Source organism: Sphingobium sp. 22B (assembly GCF_001580035.1).
GTDB lineage: Bacteria > Pseudomonadota > Alphaproteobacteria > Sphingomonadales > Sphingomonadaceae > Sphingobium > Sphingobium fuliginis.
In genome coordinates, this window is sequence record NZ_LTAB01000029.1 from 36,737 (window position 1) to 54,094 (window position 17,358).

The 17,358-nt window shown below is 66.7% G+C and carries 16 protein-coding genes; 6 read left to right on the forward strand and 10 right to left on the reverse strand.

From position 1 onward, the window contains the following. The 4 genes from A0J57_RS20450 to purM all read right to left on the reverse strand — a co-directional run bounded on the left by A0J57_RS20450 (position 1) and on the right by purM (position 3,545). Positions 1-444, reverse strand: coding sequence for an endonuclease domain-containing protein (locus tag A0J57_RS20450; protein WP_235600922.1), 444 nt, complete (start codon positions 442-444; stop codon positions 1-3). After that, complete coding sequence (locus A0J57_RS20455) at positions 441-1,370, reverse strand: ABC transporter ATP-binding protein (RefSeq protein ID WP_061940625.1); 930 nt, start codon at positions 1,368-1,370, stop codon at positions 441-443. Before A0J57_RS20455 ends, A0J57_RS20450 begins: the two co-directional genes overlap by 4 nt. A 45-nt stretch (positions 1,371-1,415) precedes the next feature. Then, positions 1,416-2,363 (reverse strand): phosphoribosylglycinamide formyltransferase, encoded by a 948-nt coding sequence (gene purN / locus A0J57_RS20460; RefSeq protein ID WP_076605802.1) that lies wholly within the window; start codon positions 2,361-2,363, stop codon positions 1,416-1,418. Between the two features lie 87 nt (positions 2,364-2,450). Beyond that, the gene (gene purM / locus A0J57_RS20465; protein WP_061940628.1) at positions 2,451-3,545 is read right to left on the reverse strand and encodes a phosphoribosylformylglycinamidine cyclo-ligase; all 1,095 of its coding nucleotides are present in this window, start codon (positions 3,543-3,545) and stop codon (positions 2,451-2,453) included. Positions 3,546-3,697: 152 nt separating this feature from the next. Between purM and A0J57_RS20470 the strand changes: the two genes are divergently transcribed. From A0J57_RS20470 to A0J57_RS20485, 4 genes are read left to right on the forward strand one after another with little or no spacing between them, the layout of a single operon-like run. Then, a complete protein-coding gene (locus A0J57_RS20470; RefSeq protein ID WP_061940642.1) occupies positions 3,698-4,981 on the forward strand; it encodes a hypothetical protein in 1,284 nt (427 codons plus the stop codon). 8 nt (positions 4,982-4,989) lie between these two features. After that, positions 4,990-5,604, forward strand: a complete 615-nt coding sequence (locus A0J57_RS20475; RefSeq protein WP_044660205.1) for a chromosomal replication initiator protein DnaA — start codon at positions 4,990-4,992, stop codon at positions 5,602-5,604. 28 nt (positions 5,605-5,632) lie between these two features. Next, positions 5,633-7,771, forward strand: coding sequence for an RNA degradosome polyphosphate kinase (locus A0J57_RS20480; RefSeq protein WP_025548671.1), 2,139 nt, complete (start codon positions 5,633-5,635; stop codon positions 7,769-7,771). A 5-nt stretch (positions 7,772-7,776) separates the two neighbouring features. After that, positions 7,777-9,291 carry a Ppx/GppA family phosphatase gene (locus A0J57_RS20485; RefSeq protein ID WP_025548673.1) on the forward strand — a complete coding sequence of 505 codons (1,515 nt, stop codon included), beginning with the start codon at positions 7,777-7,779 and terminating at the stop codon, positions 9,289-9,291. 197 nt (positions 9,292-9,488) lie between these two features. On the opposite strand, the gene A0J57_RS20490 is transcribed toward A0J57_RS20485, so the two are convergent. From A0J57_RS20490 to coaBC, 4 genes are read right to left on the reverse strand one after another with little or no spacing between them, the layout of a single operon-like run. After that, complete coding sequence (locus A0J57_RS20490) at positions 9,489-9,854, reverse strand: DsrE family protein (RefSeq protein WP_025548674.1); 366 nt, start codon at positions 9,852-9,854, stop codon at positions 9,489-9,491. Further along, entirely contained in the window at positions 9,842-10,618 is a 777-nt protein-coding gene (locus A0J57_RS20495) for a HesA/MoeB/ThiF family protein (RefSeq protein WP_082718827.1), read from the reverse strand. Before A0J57_RS20495 ends, A0J57_RS20490 begins: the two co-directional genes overlap by 13 nt. Beyond that, positions 10,615-11,079: a dUTP diphosphatase gene (dut, locus tag A0J57_RS20500; protein WP_061940631.1), complete on the reverse strand. Its 465-nt coding sequence runs from the start codon at positions 11,077-11,079 to the stop codon at positions 10,615-10,617. Before dut ends, A0J57_RS20495 begins: the two co-directional genes overlap by 4 nt. Next, a complete protein-coding gene (gene coaBC, locus A0J57_RS20505; protein ID WP_061940633.1) occupies positions 11,054-12,310 on the reverse strand; it encodes a bifunctional phosphopantothenoylcysteine decarboxylase/phosphopantothenate--cysteine ligase CoaBC in 1,257 nt (418 codons plus the stop codon). Before coaBC ends, dut begins: the two co-directional genes overlap by 26 nt. A 161-nt stretch (positions 12,311-12,471) precedes the next feature. On the opposite strand from coaBC, the gene egtB reads away from it, so the two are divergent. Further along, a complete protein-coding gene (gene egtB, locus A0J57_RS20510) occupies positions 12,472-13,740 on the forward strand; it encodes an ergothioneine biosynthesis protein EgtB (protein WP_061940635.1) in 1,269 nt (422 codons plus the stop codon). 4 nt (positions 13,741-13,744) lie between these two features. Further along, positions 13,745-14,701 carry an L-histidine N(alpha)-methyltransferase gene (gene egtD / locus A0J57_RS20515; RefSeq protein ID WP_061940638.1) on the forward strand — a complete coding sequence of 319 codons (957 nt, stop codon included), beginning with the start codon at positions 13,745-13,747 and terminating at the stop codon, positions 14,699-14,701. A gap of 69 nt (positions 14,702-14,770) precedes the next feature. Here the strand turns inward: egtD and A0J57_RS20520 are convergent, their stop codons facing one another. Then, positions 14,771-15,826, reverse strand: coding sequence for a DUF1176 domain-containing protein (locus tag A0J57_RS20520; RefSeq protein WP_061940640.1), 1,056 nt, complete (start codon positions 15,824-15,826; stop codon positions 14,771-14,773). Positions 15,827-15,887: 61 nt separating this feature from the next. Continuing rightward, a complete protein-coding gene (locus A0J57_RS20525) occupies positions 15,888-17,210 on the reverse strand; it encodes a NupC/NupG family nucleoside CNT transporter (protein ID WP_025548685.1) in 1,323 nt (440 codons plus the stop codon). Positions 17,211-17,358: the final 148 nt, after the last annotated feature.

Below are 17,358 nucleotides of genomic sequence, written 5' to 3' on the forward strand. Positions count from 1 at the left end.
TTACTCCCCTCCCGCAGGCGGGAGGGGTTGGGGGTGGGCTTGCGCGAGGGCTGCCATGATATGCGACAGCACGCCTTCGATATTCCCTATCACTTCCGCATTCTGAAAGCGCAAGACGGTAAAGCCTAGTTCGCGACAGTAGGCGTCGCGGCGGGCGTCATATTCCGCACTGTCGTCGTGGGTGGAGCCATCCAGTTCGATGATGAGCTTCGCCTCGCGGCAGAGGAAATCCGCGAAATAAGGGCCGATAGGGATTTGGCGGCTGAACTTGCGGCCGTCGAGTTGGCGGTTGCGCAGGCGATGCCAAAGGAACCGCTCAGGCGGAGATGCCTCGTTTCTTAGCGACTTTGCGCGGGACGTATTCCTGCTTTTGAAAGGTCGCGCCAGCCCACCCCCCGGCCCCCTCCCGCCTGCGGGAGGGGGAGAGGCATCCCTCTCCCTCACGCCGCCGCGGTCAGGTTCAGGAACACATCCTCCAGATCAGGGTCGCGCGTCACCACGTCGACGATCGAAAGCCCGCTGGCCTGCACGGCGCTCAGCACCTGGCCCGCATTGGCGCGGTTCTTCATATAGGTGATCGTCAGCGTGCGTTCGTCCGACAGTTCGATCTTCTCGAAGCTGGGGTCGGCGGGGGGCGTCACCACATCGCGGTCGACCGTCACCTGCACCACCTTCTCCTGCGCCATGGCGATCAGTTCGCGGGTCGGCTTGTCGGTGATGACCTTGCCATGGTTGATGATGCCGATCCGGTCGCACAATTCCTCGGCCTCTTCCAGATAGTGCGTGGTGAGTACGATGGTCACGCCCTGGCGGTTCAACTCCCGCACATAGGCCCAGAGTTGCTGGCGAAGCTGCACGTCGACGCCGGCGGTCGGTTCGTCCAGCACCAGGATCGGCGGGCTGTGCACCATTGCCTTGGCCACCAGCAGGCGGCGTTTCATGCCGCCCGACAGGGTCCGGGCATAGGCGTCGGCCTTGTCCTCCAGATGCACGGCGCGCAGCAATTCCATCGAGCGGCGGCGGTCCCGGGGCACGCCATAATAGCCCGCCTGGTTCTCCAGCGTCTCGAACGGGGTGAAGAAGGGGTCGAAGACGATCTCCTGCGGGACGATACCGATGCTGTTCTTGGCGTTGCGGGGGTTCTGGTCGATGTCGAAGCCCCAGATTTTCGCCGTGCCGCTGGTCTTGTTCACCAGCCCGGCGAGGATGTTGATGGTGGTCGACTTGCCCGCGCCATTCGGTCCCAGCAGGCCGTAAATCTGCCCGCGCGGGATGGAGAGGTTGATATTGTCGAGCGCCTGCTTGCCGCCCTTGTAAACCTTGGTGAGGTTGGCGATCTCTATGGCGGGAGTGGGGGAGGTGTCGGTCATGGCTGCCTATAGTGGGGTTGGGCCATTGGAAAGGAAAGAGCGGGGTTAAAATTCGTCGGCGGCGTCCATCAGGGCGGTGAGTTTGCGGGGCGCGACCTCCCGCCAGCTGCGCTCCAGCCGTTCGTTGATCTGGTCCCAGTCCGTGTCCCCCAGATCGAGGCGGATGCCGACCCAGCCATCTCCGAAATAGGCGGGGCGGTAATAGCGGGCGGGGTCGCTTTCGATCAGCATCGCCTGTTCTTCCGGCGCGGTCGTCTTGACGAGGATGGCGATAACGCCGTCGCCATGACGATCCTGCGTGAAATAGGCGAATTTCTTGCCCTTTTCGATGCCGAAGCAGGGCATGCCGTGGGACGTGACCTCATCCGCCTGCGGCAGGGCCAGGGCGCGCTCACGGACTTTGTTCAGCAGCCATTCGGGCTGGCGCTCGCGGGTGACGAAATCCGCCAGCGTGCGCGGGTAGAGCTGATGTTCCGCCATCAATATGCGCGCGGCAAGGCTGTCGGCGGTGTCGCCGGGCAGGATCGCGACTTCGATCTGGCCAAGGACCGGCCCATCGTCCAGTTCCGCCGTGACGATGTGGACCGAGCAGCCGGCATGGGTATCGCCTGCGTCCAAAGCCTTCCGATGGGTGTCGAGACCCTTATATTTGGGCAGCAGGCTGGGGTGGATGTTCAGCATCCGGCCTTCCCAGCCGGCGACGAATTCGGGCGAGAGGAGGCGCATATAGCCGGCCAGCGCGACATATTCCGCGCCCGCCCCGCGCAACGCCTTGTCGATAATGGCGTCGAATTCGGCGCGCTTCAGGCCCTTGTGGCTCTGCGCGAAGGTGGCGATGCCCTCGGCGGCGGCGAGGGTCAGGCCGGGGGCTTCGGGATCGTTGGCGGCGACCAGCACCAGCTCATAGGGGCAGGACGGATGCCTGGCGGCATAGAGCAACGCCGCCATGTTCGAGCCACGTCCGGAAATCAGAACGCCGACCTTTGCCTTCACTTGCAGTCCCCGTCCGGTTCGCGCGAAGTCGAGAACCCTTGTGACTTCGTTTCTCGACTTCGCTCGAAACGAACGGGTTTCAGTGACTTACCCCAGATGCGTGGCGGTCCAGTCGGCCCTGGCGCTCCATGTTTCCTGTGAGCCCTTGACCGTGCAGCCCTTTTCGCCCGCCTCCACGAGGCCGACGCGGACCACGGTTTCGCCCGCTGCTTCCAGATCCGCCGTCACGGCGTCCACCGCATCCGCATCCACCGCCAGCACCATGCCGACGCCGCAATTGAAGGTGCGGGCCATTTCCTCCGGCTCGATATTGCCCTGCGCCTGGAGGAAAGCCATCAGTCGCGGCTGTTCCCATCCATCGGCGTCGACGACCGCATGGCAGCCTTCGGGCAGCACGCGCGGGATATTCTCCAGCAGGCCGCCGCCGGTGATGTGGGCCAGCGCATTGATCCGGCCTGCCCGGACCAGCGGCAGCAGCGACTTCACATAGATGCGCGTCGGCGCCATCAGCGCGTCGATCAACAGCACCTCATTATCGAAGATCGCCGGACGGTCGAGCTTCCAGCCCTTGTCGGCGGCAAGGCGGCGCACCAGCGAGAAGCCGTTGCTGTGCACGCCCGAGGAAGTGAGACCCAGCAGCACGTCGCCCGCCTTGACCCGGTTGCCGGTCAGCGCCCTGGACCGCTCCACCGCGCCGACGCAGAAACCGGCAAGGTCATAGTCGCCCGGCCCGTACATGCCGGGCATTTCCGCCGTCTCTCCGCCGATAAGGGCGCAGCCGGCCTGCTTGCAGCCCTCCGCAATGCCCGCGATCACGCGTTCGGCAACGCCGCTCTCCAGCTTGCCGGTGGCATAATAGTCCAGGAAGAAGAGCGGTTCGGCGCCCTGCACGATCAGGTCGTTGGCGCACATGGCGACCAGGTCGATGCCCACGCCGTCATGGGCGTTGTGATCGATGGCGAGCTTCAGCTTGGTGCCCACGCCGTCATTGGCCGCGACCAGCAGCGGATCGTCGTAACCGGCCGCCTTCAGGTCGAAGAAACCGCCGAAGCCGCCCAGTTCCGCGTCGGCGCCGGGGCGACGGGTGGCCTTGGCAAGCGGGGCGATGGCGCGAACCAGCGCATTGCCCGCGGCGATGTCGACGCCAGCCTTGGCGTAGCTGTAGGATTCGGTGTCGCTCATGGCTGTGGCCCCTAAGCATTTTCAAGTCAGATGGAAACATCTGACGGCTTAAGAAAATGCGGCAAGCCAAATAACGCACATTGTGCGCGAAAACGGAACGGGAAATGGGTTGCCGCTTGGCAGCGCAGGCAAATCTCGCCAAAAGGACGCGCGTGAACGTGCCTTCTGTCCTTCGTGGCCTGTCCCTCCGGCCTTTGAACCTGTTCCGCGCAGCGTCGCGCCCGATCCAGATACTGGGCGCGATCATGCTTGGCCTCGCCGCTGCGGCGCTGGTCGCGCAGATGGAGGGGGAGCGCGGCGTGCCCCCCATCGCCAGCGGCGGCGATTTCCAGGTGAGCCATGTGAAGGTCGACGTCTTCGCCAAGGATGCCGACAGCGCGCGCAAGGCCGGCTGGCGGCTGGCGCAGCGGCGGGCATGGCAGATGCTGTGGACCCGGACCCATGGCGGCAGCGGCGCGCCGGCCCTGTCCGATTCGCAGCTTGAAGGCATGATTTCGGGCATCGAGATCGAATATGAGCAGGCGGGCCCCACCCGCTATGTCGCCACGCTGGGCGTCATGTTCGACCGGGCGCGGACGGGCCAGTTGCTGGGCGTGACCGGCAATGTCATGCGGTCCCCGCCCCTGCTGGTGATCCCGGTGCTGTGGGACGGCGGGTCGGCCGTGTCCTATGAGCGGATCAACGAATGGCAGCGGGCCTGGGCGCGTTTCCGCACCGGCGACAGCGCGATCGACTATGTCCGCGTGGCCGGGTCGATCGCTGATCCGATCCTGCTGAACGCGGGGCAGACCGGGCGGCGCGGGCGGCTGTGGTGGCGCGTGCTGCTCGACCAATATGGCGCGGCGGACGTGGTGATCCCGATCGCACGGCTCGACCGTCAATATCCGGGCGGTCCGGTGACCGGCACCTTCACGGCGCGCTACGGCCCCGACAATTTCCTGATCGGCAGCTTTTCCCTGCGCGCCTCCAACGACAGCGCGATCCCGCAGATGCTGGACCAGGCGACGCAGCGGATCGACCAGCTTTATACCCAGGCGCTGAACGACGGCCGCCTGCGTCCCGACCCGTCGCTGATCATCGAGGAGCCGGTCGATCCCAATGCGCTGGAGATCGAAAATGCCGCCGATCTGCCGGTGGAAACGCTCGACATGCCGACGCCCGCCGCCACGACGGGCAGCTACGCGATCCAGTTCGACACCCCGGACGTCGGATCGGTGGCGCAGGGCGAAGCCGCCGTGCGTTCCATCGCGGGCGTGCGTTCGGCGGCGACCAGCAGCCTGGCGCTGGGCGGCACGTCGGTCATGCAGGTGAGCTTCGACGGCACGGTCGACATGTTGCGTGCAGCGCTGGGGGCGAAGGGCTATAACGTCGCCGTGTCCGGCAATACGCTGCGCATCCGCAGGGGTGGGACACCGGGAGCCGGCTCTGCGCAATGAAAGGCGCCATGAGACAGATCAGCCTGCCGTTCGACCGGCCTGATCGGGCAAGCGGCGAGGATTTCCTGGTCAGCGACGCCAACCGCATCGCCGTCCGCCATCTGGAGAACTGGCGGGGATGGCCGCTGGCGATCAGCGTGCTGAGCGGGCCGCCCCTGTCGGGCCGTTCGACTCTGGGCCGCCATTTCGTCGCGCAGAGCGGCGGGACCATGATCGACGATGCGCAGCGGCAGGATGAGCAGGCGCTGTTCAACGCCTGGAACGATGCGCAGACGGCGCAGCGCCCGCTGCTGCTGATCGCGGACGCGCCGCCCGCGCTATGGCAGGTGGCCCTTCCCGACCTGCGGTCCCGGCTGGCAGCGGCGCCGCATGTCGCGCTGGAGCAGCCGGACGAGGCGCTGGCCCGCGCCCTGATCGAGCGGTCCCTGGCGTCGGCCGGGGCAAGCTATGCCGCCGACCTGCCCGAATGGCTGCTGCGGCGGATCGAGCGCAGCTATGCCGCCATCGCCGCCGTGACGCGCCTGCTGGACGAGGCGGCTTTGTCATCGGGACGTAAGATTTCTACCGCTATGGCGAAAGATGTCCTGCAAGACGCGGGATTTTTGCCTATAGTCCCGGACTGATCCTCCGGTTCCGAACGATGAGAGAGATGTGGCCGAAGCCGACCCCTCCGCCAGCCTGACCCTGCCCAGCGACCGCTATTTCAACCGGGAACTGTCCTGGCTGGCCTTCAACCAGCGCGTGCTGGAGGAGGCGATGAACCGGGCGCATCCCCTGCTGGAGCGGCTGCGTTTCCTGTCGATTTCCGGCGCCAATCTGGACGAGTTCTTCTCCGTGCGCGTGGCGGGCCTGAAGGGGCAGCAATTGCAGGATGTCGACATGCGCTCCGCCGACGGGCTGACCCCGGCGCAGCAACTGGCCGCCATCAGCGAGGAAACCGCCCGGCTGATGGGCGCGCAGCAGAAGGTGTGGGGGGCGCTGCACGGCGAACTGGCGCAGGTGGGGATAGAGGTGATCGGCCCGTCCACCGCGCTCGACCCCTCCTGCGAGAACTGGCTGCGCGATCATTTCCTGACGCAGGTCTTCCCGATCCTGACGCCGCAGGCGCTGGACCCGGCGCACCCCTTCCCCTTCATCCCCAATCAGGGGCTGTCGATCGTCTTCGACCTGGAGCGGCTGTCGGACAAGGAACCGATTCGCGAGCTGGTGATGATACCGTCCTCACTCGCCCGCTTCGTGCGGATGCCGGGCGAAACGGCCCGCTATATGGCGCTGGAGGCGGTGATCCGGCGCTTCTCGGCCGATCTCTTTCCCGGCTATCGCGTCCGCAACAGCGGCGTTTTCCGCATCATCCGCGACAGCGACATAGAGATAGAGGAAGAGGCGGAGGATCTGGTCCGCTATTTCCGCAGCGCCATCAAGCGCCGCCGCCGGGGCCGCGTGATCCGCATGGAGATAGAGGAACGCATTCCCGAGCCGGTCGAGGAGATGTTGCAGGACATGCTCCAGGGCCATGAGGCGATCATCGCGGAGGTGGAAGGGTTCGTCGGCATCGGCGACCTGTCCGGCGTCGTCGAGGAGGATCGGCCGGACCTGAAGTTCGAGCCCTACGCCCCCCGCTTCCCGGAACGCATCCGCGAATATGGCGGGGATTGTTTTGCCGCGATCCGGGCGAAGGACATCGTGGTCCACCATCCCTATGAAGCCTTCGACGTGGTGGTGTCCTTCCTGAAGCAGGCAGCGTCCGACCCCGATGTCGTGGCGATCAAGCAGACGCTGTACCGCGCGGGCAAGCAGTCCGCGATCATCCGCGCGCTGATCGACGCGGCCGAGGCGGGCAAGTCCGTGACGGCGGTGGTGGAGCTGAAAGCCCGCTTCGACGAGGAGCAGAACCTGATGTGGGCCGACGCGCTGGAGCGCGCGGGCGTGCAGGTGGTCTATGGCTTCATCGACTGGAAGACCCATGCGAAGGTGTCGATGGTCGTCCGGCGGGAGGGGGAGGCGTTCCGCACCTACTGCCATTTCGGCACCGGCAACTATCATCCGGTGACGGCGCGCATCTACACCGACCTCAGCTTCTTCACCGCCGATCCGGCCTATGGGCGCGATGCGGCGGCGCTGTTCAATTACATCACCGGCTATGTCGAGCCGCAGCGGCTGGAAAAGCTGGTGATGTCGCCCCGCGACCTGCGCAACCGCCTGTGCGACCTGATCGATGCGGAGATAGAGCATGTCCGCGCCGGGCGGCCGGGAACCATCTGGGCGAAGATGAATTCGCTGGTGGACCCGGCGATCATGGAAAAGCTCTATGCGGCGAGCAATGCAGGCGTGCAGATCGAACTCATCGTGCGGGGCATCTGCTGCCTGCGGCCGGGCGTGCCGGGCATGTCGGAAAATATCCGGGTGAAGTCGGTGGTCGGCCGCTTTCTTGAACATAGCCGGATCACCGTCTTCGGCAATGGCAAGGCGCTGCCCAATAATGGCGCGAAGGTGTTCATCAGTTCGGCCGACTGGATGCCGCGCAATTTCGACCGGCGCGTGGAGTTCCTGGCGCCGGTCGAAAATCCGACCGTGCACGACCAGATTCTGGACCAGGTGATGGTCGCCAACCTGATCGACACCGAACAGAGCTGGGTGCTGGACAGCGACGGCCATTACAGCCGCGTCGAGGCGGGCGACCGGCCGTTCAACCTGCACCGCTATTTCATGACCAACCCGTCCCTTTCGGGCCGTGGCGCCGCGCTGGACAGCGAAGCGGTGCCGACGCTGCGCCTGCGCGGGCGGGCCTGAACGGCATGAATTCCATGTTGAGCCAGGTCCGGGCGCTCGCCCCCGGCATGGCGACGTCCCCGCATCAGGCGAAGGCGCGCACGGCGATCATCGACATCGGTTCCAACAGCGTGCGGCTGGTCGTCTATGACGGGCCGCGCCGCATCCCCTTCATCCTCTTCAACGAAAAGGTGATGGCGGGATTGGGCGCGTCCCTGGGGAAGACGGGCCGGATCGAGGCGGAAGCCATGGACAGGGGGCTGCGCGCGATCGGCCGCTTCGCCCATCTCTGCCGCGAGATGGAGGTGCAGGAGGTGCGCTGCGTCGCCACCGCCGCGGTGCGGGACGCGGAAAATGGCGACGAGTTCATCCGGCGCGCCCGCGACATGGGGCTGGAGGTCGAGCTGCTGTCCGGCGGGCAGGAGGCGGTCGCCGCGGCCTATGGCGTGTTGTCGGGCATTCCGGGCGCGGACGGCATCGTCGGAGATCTGGGCGGCGGCAGCCTTGAGCTGGCCCGAATCCGCGACGGCGCCGTGCATGAAACGGTGTCCTTGCCGCTGGGCGTGCTGCGCCTGCCGCAAATCCGCGCCAAGGGGCCGGCCGTGCTGGAACGGATGGTCAGGAAGATGCTGGCCAAGGCGGGCTGGGACGCGCCTGCCGGCCTGCCCTTCTATCTGGTCGGCGGGTCGTGGCGCGCGCTGGCCCGGTTCGACATGGAATTGACCCAATTCCCGCTTCCCGTCGTGCACCAATATGAAATGCCTGCCGCGCGGGCCGAACAATTGACGCGCATCGTGTCCCATGTCGGCAAGGCGCGGTTCAAGGATATTCCACAGATCACCGGATCGCGCGTGCCGACCCTGCCGGATGCGGCGGCGCTGCTGTCGGTGATCGTGCGCCAGTTGAGGTCGAGCAGGCTGGTCGTGTCGGCCTATGGCCTGCGCGAGGGGCTGCTGTTCAGCGATCTGCCCCCGGATATTCAGGCACATGATCCGCTGCTGATCGCGGCGGAGGCCGAAGGCGAAGCGCAGGCGCGCTTTACCGGCCATGGCGACATGATCGAGCGCTGGATCGCGCCGCTGTTCCTGGAGGACGGCAGCGCATGGCGGCGGATTCGCCGGGCGGCCTGCCTGTTGGCCGATGTCGGGTGGCGCGCCAATCCCGATTTCCGGTCGGACCGGGGCGTCGAGATCGCGCTGCACAGCAATTGGGTCGGCATCAACGCGGCCGAGCGAGCCATGCTGGCCCAGGCGCTGCACAGCAATTTTGGCGGCGGCCTGTCGACGCCGCCCGGCATCGAGCGGCTGGCCCCGCCCGAAGCGCTTCAGCGAGCGACCTTATGGGGTCTGGCGATCAGATTGGGGCAGCGGTTGTCCGGCGGCGTGGAGGGGCCTTTGCTCGCCTCCCGCCTGGAGATGGAGGGCAATGTGCTCGAACTGCGGCTGCGCAGCGTGGACGCCGATCTGTTCGGAGAAGCGGTCGAGCGGCGGCAGCGGCAACTGGCCCAGGCCATGGGCGTGAAGTACCGGCTGGCCTGGTAGGGGGCTGACTGAATGCGGTCAGGGAGCGGAGCTTCTGCTTTCCCTGAAGGAAGCCTGCTCCTGCGCAGGCAGGCCCGGCCCTCCCTTCCGTGCATCATCGCCGCCCGATCCGGGCGCCTGCTTTCGCATGAGCATGCTGTGCCTTCAGGAAAGCGTCGCAATCGTCCGCTTCCGACCAGCCGAGCCAGCCGACCGGCTCAGGCAAAGATCAGCCGGGCCTCTTCGCCGGTCTGCTGCAAGAACCCCATCGGGCCGCCGACCTCAACGCCCTGCGGCAAATCATCGGCGGTCATTCCGCACAGCGCAAGTCCGCTCTGACAGGCAAGCAGGATCACGCCCAAGCCCAATGCCTCTTCGATCACCATCGCCAGCGAAGGCAGCCCCGATGCCCGATGCGCTTCGTCGCGGGGCGCTTCCGGAGGCGCTCGCAGCAAGCTCACCGCGTCCAGTTGCAGGAACAGCGCCGCGCCGCCGCCCAGCGCCGCCTGAGCCGCCGCGATCACCAACGCTCCGCGCAGCCGTTCCGCATCCGCCGTCGCGACGATGATCCTCAGCTCGCGCATAGTTCCACGGCGCAACCCTGGCAGGCGGGATCCTTCGGCACCGCCACGGTCCGAAACCGCATCGACAACAGATCGGCCAGCAGCAAGCGCCCCGCCATGTCATCGCCGAAGGGCACAAGCGCGCGGATCACCTCCAGCGCCGCCAGACTGCCGATCACCCCTGTCAGCGCCCCGATCACGCCGGTTTCGGAACAGTTCCGCTCCGGCGCATCCTGCGGCGACCCGACCAGGCAGCGATAGCAGGGCTTGCCCGCCTCCCAACCGCGATAGGTGGCCAATTGCCCCTCGAACGGCCCGACCGCCGCCGACACCAGCGGAATCCGCAGCTTCTGCGTGCGGTCCGCCACCGCCAGCCGCGTCGCGAAACTGTCGCAGCCATCCAGCACCACATCGGCATCCCGCAGCATCAGCGCGGCATTGCCCGCGTCGATGCGGGCGTTGATGGGGATCAGCTTCACGTCCGGATTGAGCCGCGCGACCGCCGCCATCGCGCTTTCGGCCTTGGGCGCTCCGATCTCGTCAGTGCCGAACAGCACCTGCCGCTGCAGATTGGAGAGGGCGACCGCATCGTCATCGATCACCCGGATCGTACCCACGCCCGCCGCGGCGAGATAGAGGATGGCCGGGCTGCCGATCCCGCCCGCCCCCACGACGGCCACATCCGCCGACAGCAGCCGCGCCTGCCCCGCGCCGCCGATCTCCTTCAGCACGATATGGCGGGCATAGCGCTCAAGCTGATCGTCCGTGAGGGCCAAGGGCGTCATTGGGATCGAACCCCCGTCGATCCGAATCCCCCTGCGCCCCTGATCGTCTCGTCCAGTTCCTCGACTTCGGCAAAGCGCGCCATCTGCACCGGCGCGGCGACCAGTTGCGCGATCCGGTCGCCCCGCGCGATCACAAAGGGTTCTTCGCCCAGATTGATCAATATGACCTTCAGCTCGCCGCGATAATCGGCATCAATCGTCCCCGGCGTATTGGGCAGGCTGATCCCATGTTTCAGCGCCAGGCCGGAACGCGGCCGCACCTGCACTTCATAGCCTTCGGGAATCGCCATGGCAAAGCCGGTCGCCACCGCATGCCGGCCGCCGGGCACAAGGATGATGTCCTCCGCCGACACGACGTCCATCCCCGCCGCATGCGCCGTGGCATAGGCCGGCGCCGGCAGGCCGGCGCCATGGGGCAGGCGCTTCAGGCGAATTTCAATGGGCGTAAGAGGAGAGGACATGGGCGACCTTTTCTATCAGGCGGGTGGCGACGGCGTCCTTGGGCAGATGGTCCCAGCTCTCGACGCCATCCTTCGAAACGATGTGCACGCTGTTGGAATCGCCGCCCATCACGCTTGAGCCGGGCGGCCCCGACACGTCATTCGCGACGATCCAGTCGGCGCCCTTGCGCGCCAGCTTCGCCTGCGCATGTTCAGCGATCTTCTGCGTCTCGGCGGCAAAGCCGACCAGCAGGGCGGGACGCTGCGCATGTTTGCCCAGCGTGGCGAGAATGTCCGGATTCTCGACCAGGGCCAAGGGCGCCGGCTTGCCCGATCCATCCTTCTTGAGCTTCTGGTCCGCAGCGTCCACCGTGCGCCAGTCGGCCACCGCCGCCACCATGATCGCCGCGTCGGCGGGGAGGGCCGCCTCCACCGCGGCCAGCATCTCCCGCGCGGTTTCCACATCGACGCGGGTCACGCCGGCCGGCGTCGGCAGGTATACCGGCCCCGCCACCAATGTCACCCGCGCGCCGGCCCGCGCCGCCGCCGCCGCTATGGCGAAGCCCTGCTTGCCGGAGGACCGGTTGGCGATGTAACGGACCGGGTCGATCGGCTCATGCGTCGGGCCGGCCGTCACCAGCACATGCCGTCCGGCGAGCGGCGCGTCGGCCGTTTCGAAGTCCGGCTGCCCGGCCAGCGGATCGGCGGCGAGCGGCCGGGCGAGCAGCCGCGCCACCTCCGCCGCGATCGCTTCCGGATCGGGCAGACGGCCCTTGCCGAATTCCCCGCAGGCCATTTCGCCACTGTCCGGCTCCATCACATGCACGCCATCGGCCTTGAGCTGTGCGACATTCCGCCGGGTCGCGGCATGGTGCCACATCCGAACGTTCATGGCGGGAACGGCGAGCACCGGCTTGTCGGTCGCCAACAGCAGCGTCGTCGCCAGATCGTCGGCAATGCCGCCCGCCATCTTGGCCAGGATGTTCGCCGTCGCCGGCGCGACCACGACCAGATCGGCCTGCCGCGAAAGCTGGATATGGCCGATCTCGCGCTCTTCCTTGAGGTCGAACATGTCGCCATAGACATGATCCTCGGTCAGCACGCCCAGCGACAGCGGCGTCACGAATTTCTCCGCGCTTTCCGTCAGCACCGCCCGCACCGCGATGCCGCGCCTGCGCAGCAGCCGCACCAGTTCCAGCGACTTATAGGCGGCGATGCCGCCCGAAACGATGAGAAGGATGCGCTTGGTCATGACAGGCCCATCATTTGGGCAAGCGGCGGGCCCTTGTCCAGCCATTCCCATCGTCCCCATGCGCAATCATCGAAGGGCGGCGAAACGGCCCGGCCGGAACCGATCCGCCCCTTCATGCGATTATTCCAGGAGAGCGGCGCAACCGTATCGAAGGGGCATGCATGGCAAGAAGCCGGACCGTACCGAGCCAGATCGACCTCATCACCCGCTATCGCGAGGTCAGGGCGCTGAGCGAAGCGCTTGCCGCGCCGCTGTCCGATGCGGACGCGACGGTCCAGTCCATGCCCGACGCATCCCCCGCCAAATGGCATCTGGCGCATGTAAGCTGGTTCTTCGAAACTTTCGTCCTGCGCGACCATGTGGCGGGCTATGCACCCTTCGATCCGCATTACGCCTATCTTTTCAACAGCTATTATGAGGCCGAAGGTCCACGGCATGCGCGGCCGATGCGGGGCATGCTGACACGGCCGACGCTGGAGGAAATCCGAGCCTATCGCGCCCAAGTCGACGAGGCGTTGACCACCGCCCTGCCGATGCTGATGCCCGATGTGCAGGCGCTGGTGCTGCTGGGCCTCCACCATGAGCAGCAGCATCAGGAACTGCTGCTGACCGACGTGCAGCATCTTCTGTCGCTCAATCCGCTGGAACCGGCGCTGTACGACGCGCCCAATGCGCTGCCTGCGCCCGTCCCCGGCCCTCTCCACTGGATCGAGGGCCGGCAGGGGCTGGTGGAGATCGGCGATGACGGCAAAAGCGATTTTGCCTTCGATTGCGAGACCCCCCGCCACAAGACGGTGCTCCACCCGCATGCCCTGGCGCACAGGCCGATAACCAATGGCGAATGGATCGCCTTCATCGAGGATGGGGGCTATGCCGACGCCGCCCACTGGCTGTCCGACGGCTGGGCATGGGTGCAGGCCGAGCGGGTCGAGGCGCCGCTATACTGGCGGCGGGGCGAGCAAGGCTGGACGCGCTTCGGTCTGGATGGGCGCAAGCCGGTCAATACCGCCGCGCCCGTCAGCCATATCAGTCTTTATGAAGCGGATGCCTATGCCCGATGGGCGGGGGCGCGCCTTCCCACCGAGGCGGAATGGGAAAGCGCCGCCCTCAATGTCGCGCCGACCAGCGGAAACCAGTTGGACGGTCCGGCCTGCCCCCGCCCCCGCGCGGCGGATAGCGGCTCCACGCTGACGCAGATGTTCGGGGATGTGTGGGAGTGGACGGGCAGCGCCTATCGCCCGCATCCCGGCTTCCGCGCGGCGGACGGCGCGGTGGGCGAATATAATGGCAAGTTCATGTCGGGGCAGTTCGTGCTGAAGGGCGGCAGTTGCGCCACGCCGCGCGGCCATATGCGGGCAAGCTACCGCAATTTCTTCTACCCCCATCAACGCTGGCAGTTCACCGGACTGCGGCTGGCAAAGGATCTTTGACGCGATGCTGCTGACCGAAGATGCCCCGCCGTCCCTGCGCGCGCCTGACCCGGCCTTCCGGCGGGACATTATTGAGGGCCTGTCCCGCGAGCCCAAGGCGACCCCGCCCATCTGGTTCTACGACCGGCGCGGGTCGGAACTGTTCGAAGCGATCACGGACCTGCCGGAATATTATCCGACGCGCACGGAAACCGCCCTGCTGGAACGGCATGGCGCGGATTTCGCCGCCGCCATCGGCGCGGGGCGGGCGGTGGTGGAGTTCGGTGCAGGCAGTTCGCGCAAGACCCCGCATCTGCTGCGCGCCATCGATCCAGCCGCCTATGTGCCGATCGACATCAGCGGCGACTTTCTTCGCGCTTCGAGCGCCGAATTGGCGTCGGCCTTTCCGGGGCTGCCGGTCTTGCCGGTGGTGGGCGACTTCAACGGCGAACTGGCCTTGCCGGCGGCGATAGAGGGGCTGCCGCGCCTCGGCTTCTTCCCCGGGTCGACCATCGGCAATATGGAACCCGATTCGGCGGTGGACCTGTTGCGGGCAATGCGGCGCCTGCTGGGCAAGGACGCGATGCTGCTGATCGGCATGGACCGGATCAAGGACCGTGACCGGCTGGTCGCCGCCTATGACGATGCCGCGGGGGTGACGGCTGCGTTCAACCTCAATCTGATCGCGCGCATCAATCGGGAGCTGGAGGGCGACCTGCCGCTGGACGGCTTCCTCCATCGCGCCATCTGGAACGACGACAAGGCGCGGATCGAAATGCATCTGGAGGCGGTGCGGCCGCTTCACTTCCACGTCGCGGGCCAATGCTTCCGCATGGCCGCGGGCGAGACGATCCATACCGAAAGCAGCCACAAATATGGCGCGCGCGACGAAAGGCTGCTGCTGCGCGCCGGGGGATGGGAGCCGGTGCGCGAATGGAGCGATGCGGACGAACTGTTCTCGCTGATATTGGCAGAAGCCTAGGGGCGATTTCCAGGCGCGAAAAAAAGAGCCAGGGCGGCGGCACGGCGAATCGACAGGAAATTCCGGCCTTCAGTCCGTCACTTTGGCCGACCATGTGGTGATCCAGTGCCAGGCGCCGCGGCATTCCCCCATCGCACTCGCCTCTACCAGGCGGAAGCGCGAACCGTCCCAGACATAGGTTTCACTACCCCCGCAATCGCCCAGGCCCCGGCCCTTGGCATAGCTTTGCAAGGTGGAGGTCTCCGGCGCCCAGCCTGCATTGACCAGCATGGGATGGCCGGCCTCCTCGCTCCAGCCCGGCTGATAGTCGAAGCCGGCAAAGCGGAAGGTTCGGCGGCCGGGAATGCCGGTGGCGATCGCGGGGACGAATGTGAAATTATAGGCCCCGGCGCCGCAGGGCACCAGAACCAGCGTCTCGGTCTTCGACAGCCGGTGCAATTCGGGAGGAGAGGATGCGCCCCTCATCTCGTCGGCGCAACCCGTGAAGATGCCGAGTGCCGTCAGTTCCTCCCGCCAGAGCGCGGGCGGCTGCGCGCCGCCGGGTACGGCAACGCGCCGGATCGTGGGGATGGCAGGCGCGGGACGCACGGCGCTGCGTGCGAGCGGTCCCGTCGCGACGAGGGCCGCCATGGTGCCCGCCCTTCCCTGCTTCGCATCCATATAGCGGAGCGCAGCGGTCAAGCCGGCGAGCGACGGACGGTCGATCGCCCTCGCGCCGGCGCGGATCTCCATGCGTCCGCCCTTCGCCATGGCAATGGCCAGTGCGGACGCCTGCGGCCCTTCCAGGCTGGCTTCGCCGTCCACGCTCGCCACGCGGGCAAGCTTTCGCCCGTCGATCAGGAAGTCCAGCGCCTCCCGGCCCTTTGCGTCCCGGCTGACCCGGATTTCGGGATCGGCGTCGGCCCCCGCCCCTCGCGCGATCCCCAGCATGACCGGCGCATCGGGCCAGTCGCCGCCTTCTGGCAGCAGGGAGACGGCCTCGCACCGGTTGCCGTTGTCGCAACCGATGGTCCAGTCCTTGTAGCTTTCCAGCCTGCCCGGCTTCGGCGCTTGCGCCCCAGCCGGCGCCGCTGCCATCACCACCGACAGCATGGCCGTCAGTTCGAATATGCGTTTCGCCCCCATGCGTTAACCATAGCTGATCCTGCCAGCGACGGGTAGAACTTTCGTTATAGAATCGGAACGATCATCGCAGGCTGAGCATCAGGCCCGCCAGCGCCGCGCTCATCAGATTGGCGAGGCTGCCCGCCACCAGCGCCTTCAGCCCCAGCCGGGCGATCACCGGCCGCTGGTTGGGCGCGAGATTGCCGGTGACGGCCATCTGGATCGCGATCGAACTGAAATTGGCGAAGCCGCAGAGCGCGAAGGTGACGATGGCGACGGTCGCCGGCGACAGCGCGCCCTGCGCCTGGCCGAGATTGATATAGGCGACGAACTCGTTGAGCACGACCTTGGTGCCGAACAGCCCGCCGGCGATCTGCGCCTCATTCCAGGGAATGTTGAGCAGATACATGACCGGAGAGAAGAGATAGCCGAGCAGTTGCTGGAAGCTGAGGTCGGGATAGCCGAACCAGCCGCCGACGCCGCCGAGGATGCCGTTCGCCAGCGCCACCAGCGCCACGAAGGCCAGCACCATGGCGCCGACAGCGACGGCCAGCTTCACGCCGGTCTGCGCGCCCTGGGCTGCGGCCATGATGAGGTTGGCGGGCTTTTCCTCGTCATGGGTGGCGGGCGGCATCGGTTCGCCCGGCGTTCCCCCCGGCAGCAGCGCGGCGGGGCCGGTGTCGCCGATCCGGCTTTCGGGCAGGACGACTTCGGGATGATCGCCCAGGGGGAGTTCGGGCTCGCGCTCCGGCTCGTCGGGCATCATGATCTTCGCCATCAGCAGGCCGCCGGGCGCGGACATGAAGCTGGCCGCCAGCAGATAGTCGATCTTGATCCCCATCGAGGCATAGGCGGCCAGGATCGTGCCCGCGACGCCCGCCATGCCGCTGGTCATGACGGCGAAAAGCTGCGGCGGGGTCAGGCCCGCCAGATAGGGGCGGATGACGAGCGGGCTCTCGCTCTGCCCCACGAAGATGTTGGCGGCGGCGCAGAGGCTTTCGACCTTGGACACGCCCGTCACCTTCTCGATCGCGCCGCCGACCCAGCGCACGATCTGCTGCATGATGCCCAGATGATAGAGGATCGACACCAGGCTGGCGAAGAAGATGATGACCGGCAGCGCGGCGATGGCGAAGCTCGCGCCGCCGATCTCCGGTTTCGCGAGCGGGCCGAAGATGAAGTCCGTTCCCGCCTGCGCATAGCCGAGCAAATTGGCGACGCCGTGCGACATGCCGGCGATCACGGCGCGCCCGGCGGGGACATAGAGCACCAGCAGCGCAATGCCCGCCTGCAGCAGGAAAGCCGCGCCCACGACGCGAAGCCGGATGGCGCGGCGGTCGGAGGAAAGGGCGAAGGCAATGGCAAGGATCAGCGCGATACCGGCTAGGCCAATGAGAAGATGCATGAAAAGCTTTCGCGGGAAGAACGAACGGCGCGACCATAGAGACGCCGCAGCGGCGAGGCCAGTAGCTTTACGCCAGTAACTTTACGATGGTGCAAATGCGTTTGGGCGAGATGTTCGGGTGGATTGCGGACATTCCCCCTCCCGCAGG

What these genes read in the sequence shown, in the direction of transcription:
- A0J57_RS20455 (WP_061940625.1), bottom strand. Translation starts at nt 1,370, where the DNA reads ATGACCGACACCTCCCCCACTCCCGCCATAGAGATCGCCAACCTCACC.
- purM (WP_061940628.1), bottom strand. Translation starts at nt 3,545, where the DNA reads ATGAGCGACACCGAATCCTACAGCTACGCCAAGGCTGGCGTCGACATC.
- A0J57_RS20475 (WP_044660205.1), top strand. Translation starts at nt 4,990, where the DNA reads ATGAGACAGATCAGCCTGCCGTTCGACCGGCCTGATCGGGCAAGCGGC.
- A0J57_RS20485 (WP_025548673.1), top strand. Translation starts at nt 7,777, where the DNA reads ATGAATTCCATGTTGAGCCAGGTCCGGGCGCTCGCCCCCGGCATGGCG.
- A0J57_RS20490 (WP_025548674.1), bottom strand. Translation starts at nt 9,854, where the DNA reads ATGCGCGAGCTGAGGATCATCGTCGCGACGGCGGATGCGGAACGGCTG.
- A0J57_RS20495 (WP_082718827.1), bottom strand. Translation starts at nt 10,618, where the DNA reads ATGACGCCCTTGGCCCTCACGGACGATCAGCTTGAGCGCTATGCCCGC.
- dut (WP_061940631.1), bottom strand. Translation starts at nt 11,079, where the DNA reads ATGTCCTCTCCTCTTACGCCCATTGAAATTCGCCTGAAGCGCCTGCCC.
- coaBC (WP_061940633.1), bottom strand. Translation starts at nt 12,310, where the DNA reads ATGACCAAGCGCATCCTTCTCATCGTTTCGGGCGGCATCGCCGCCTAT.
- egtB (WP_061940635.1), top strand. Translation starts at nt 12,472, where the DNA reads ATGGCAAGAAGCCGGACCGTACCGAGCCAGATCGACCTCATCACCCGC.
- egtD (WP_061940638.1), top strand. Translation starts at nt 13,745, where the DNA reads ATGCTGCTGACCGAAGATGCCCCGCCGTCCCTGCGCGCGCCTGACCCG.
- A0J57_RS20520 (WP_061940640.1), bottom strand. Translation starts at nt 15,826, where the DNA reads ATGGGGGCGAAACGCATATTCGAACTGACGGCCATGCTGTCGGTGGTG.
- A0J57_RS20525 (WP_025548685.1), bottom strand. Translation starts at nt 17,210, where the DNA reads ATGCATCTTCTCATTGGCCTAGCCGGTATCGCGCTGATCCTTGCCATT.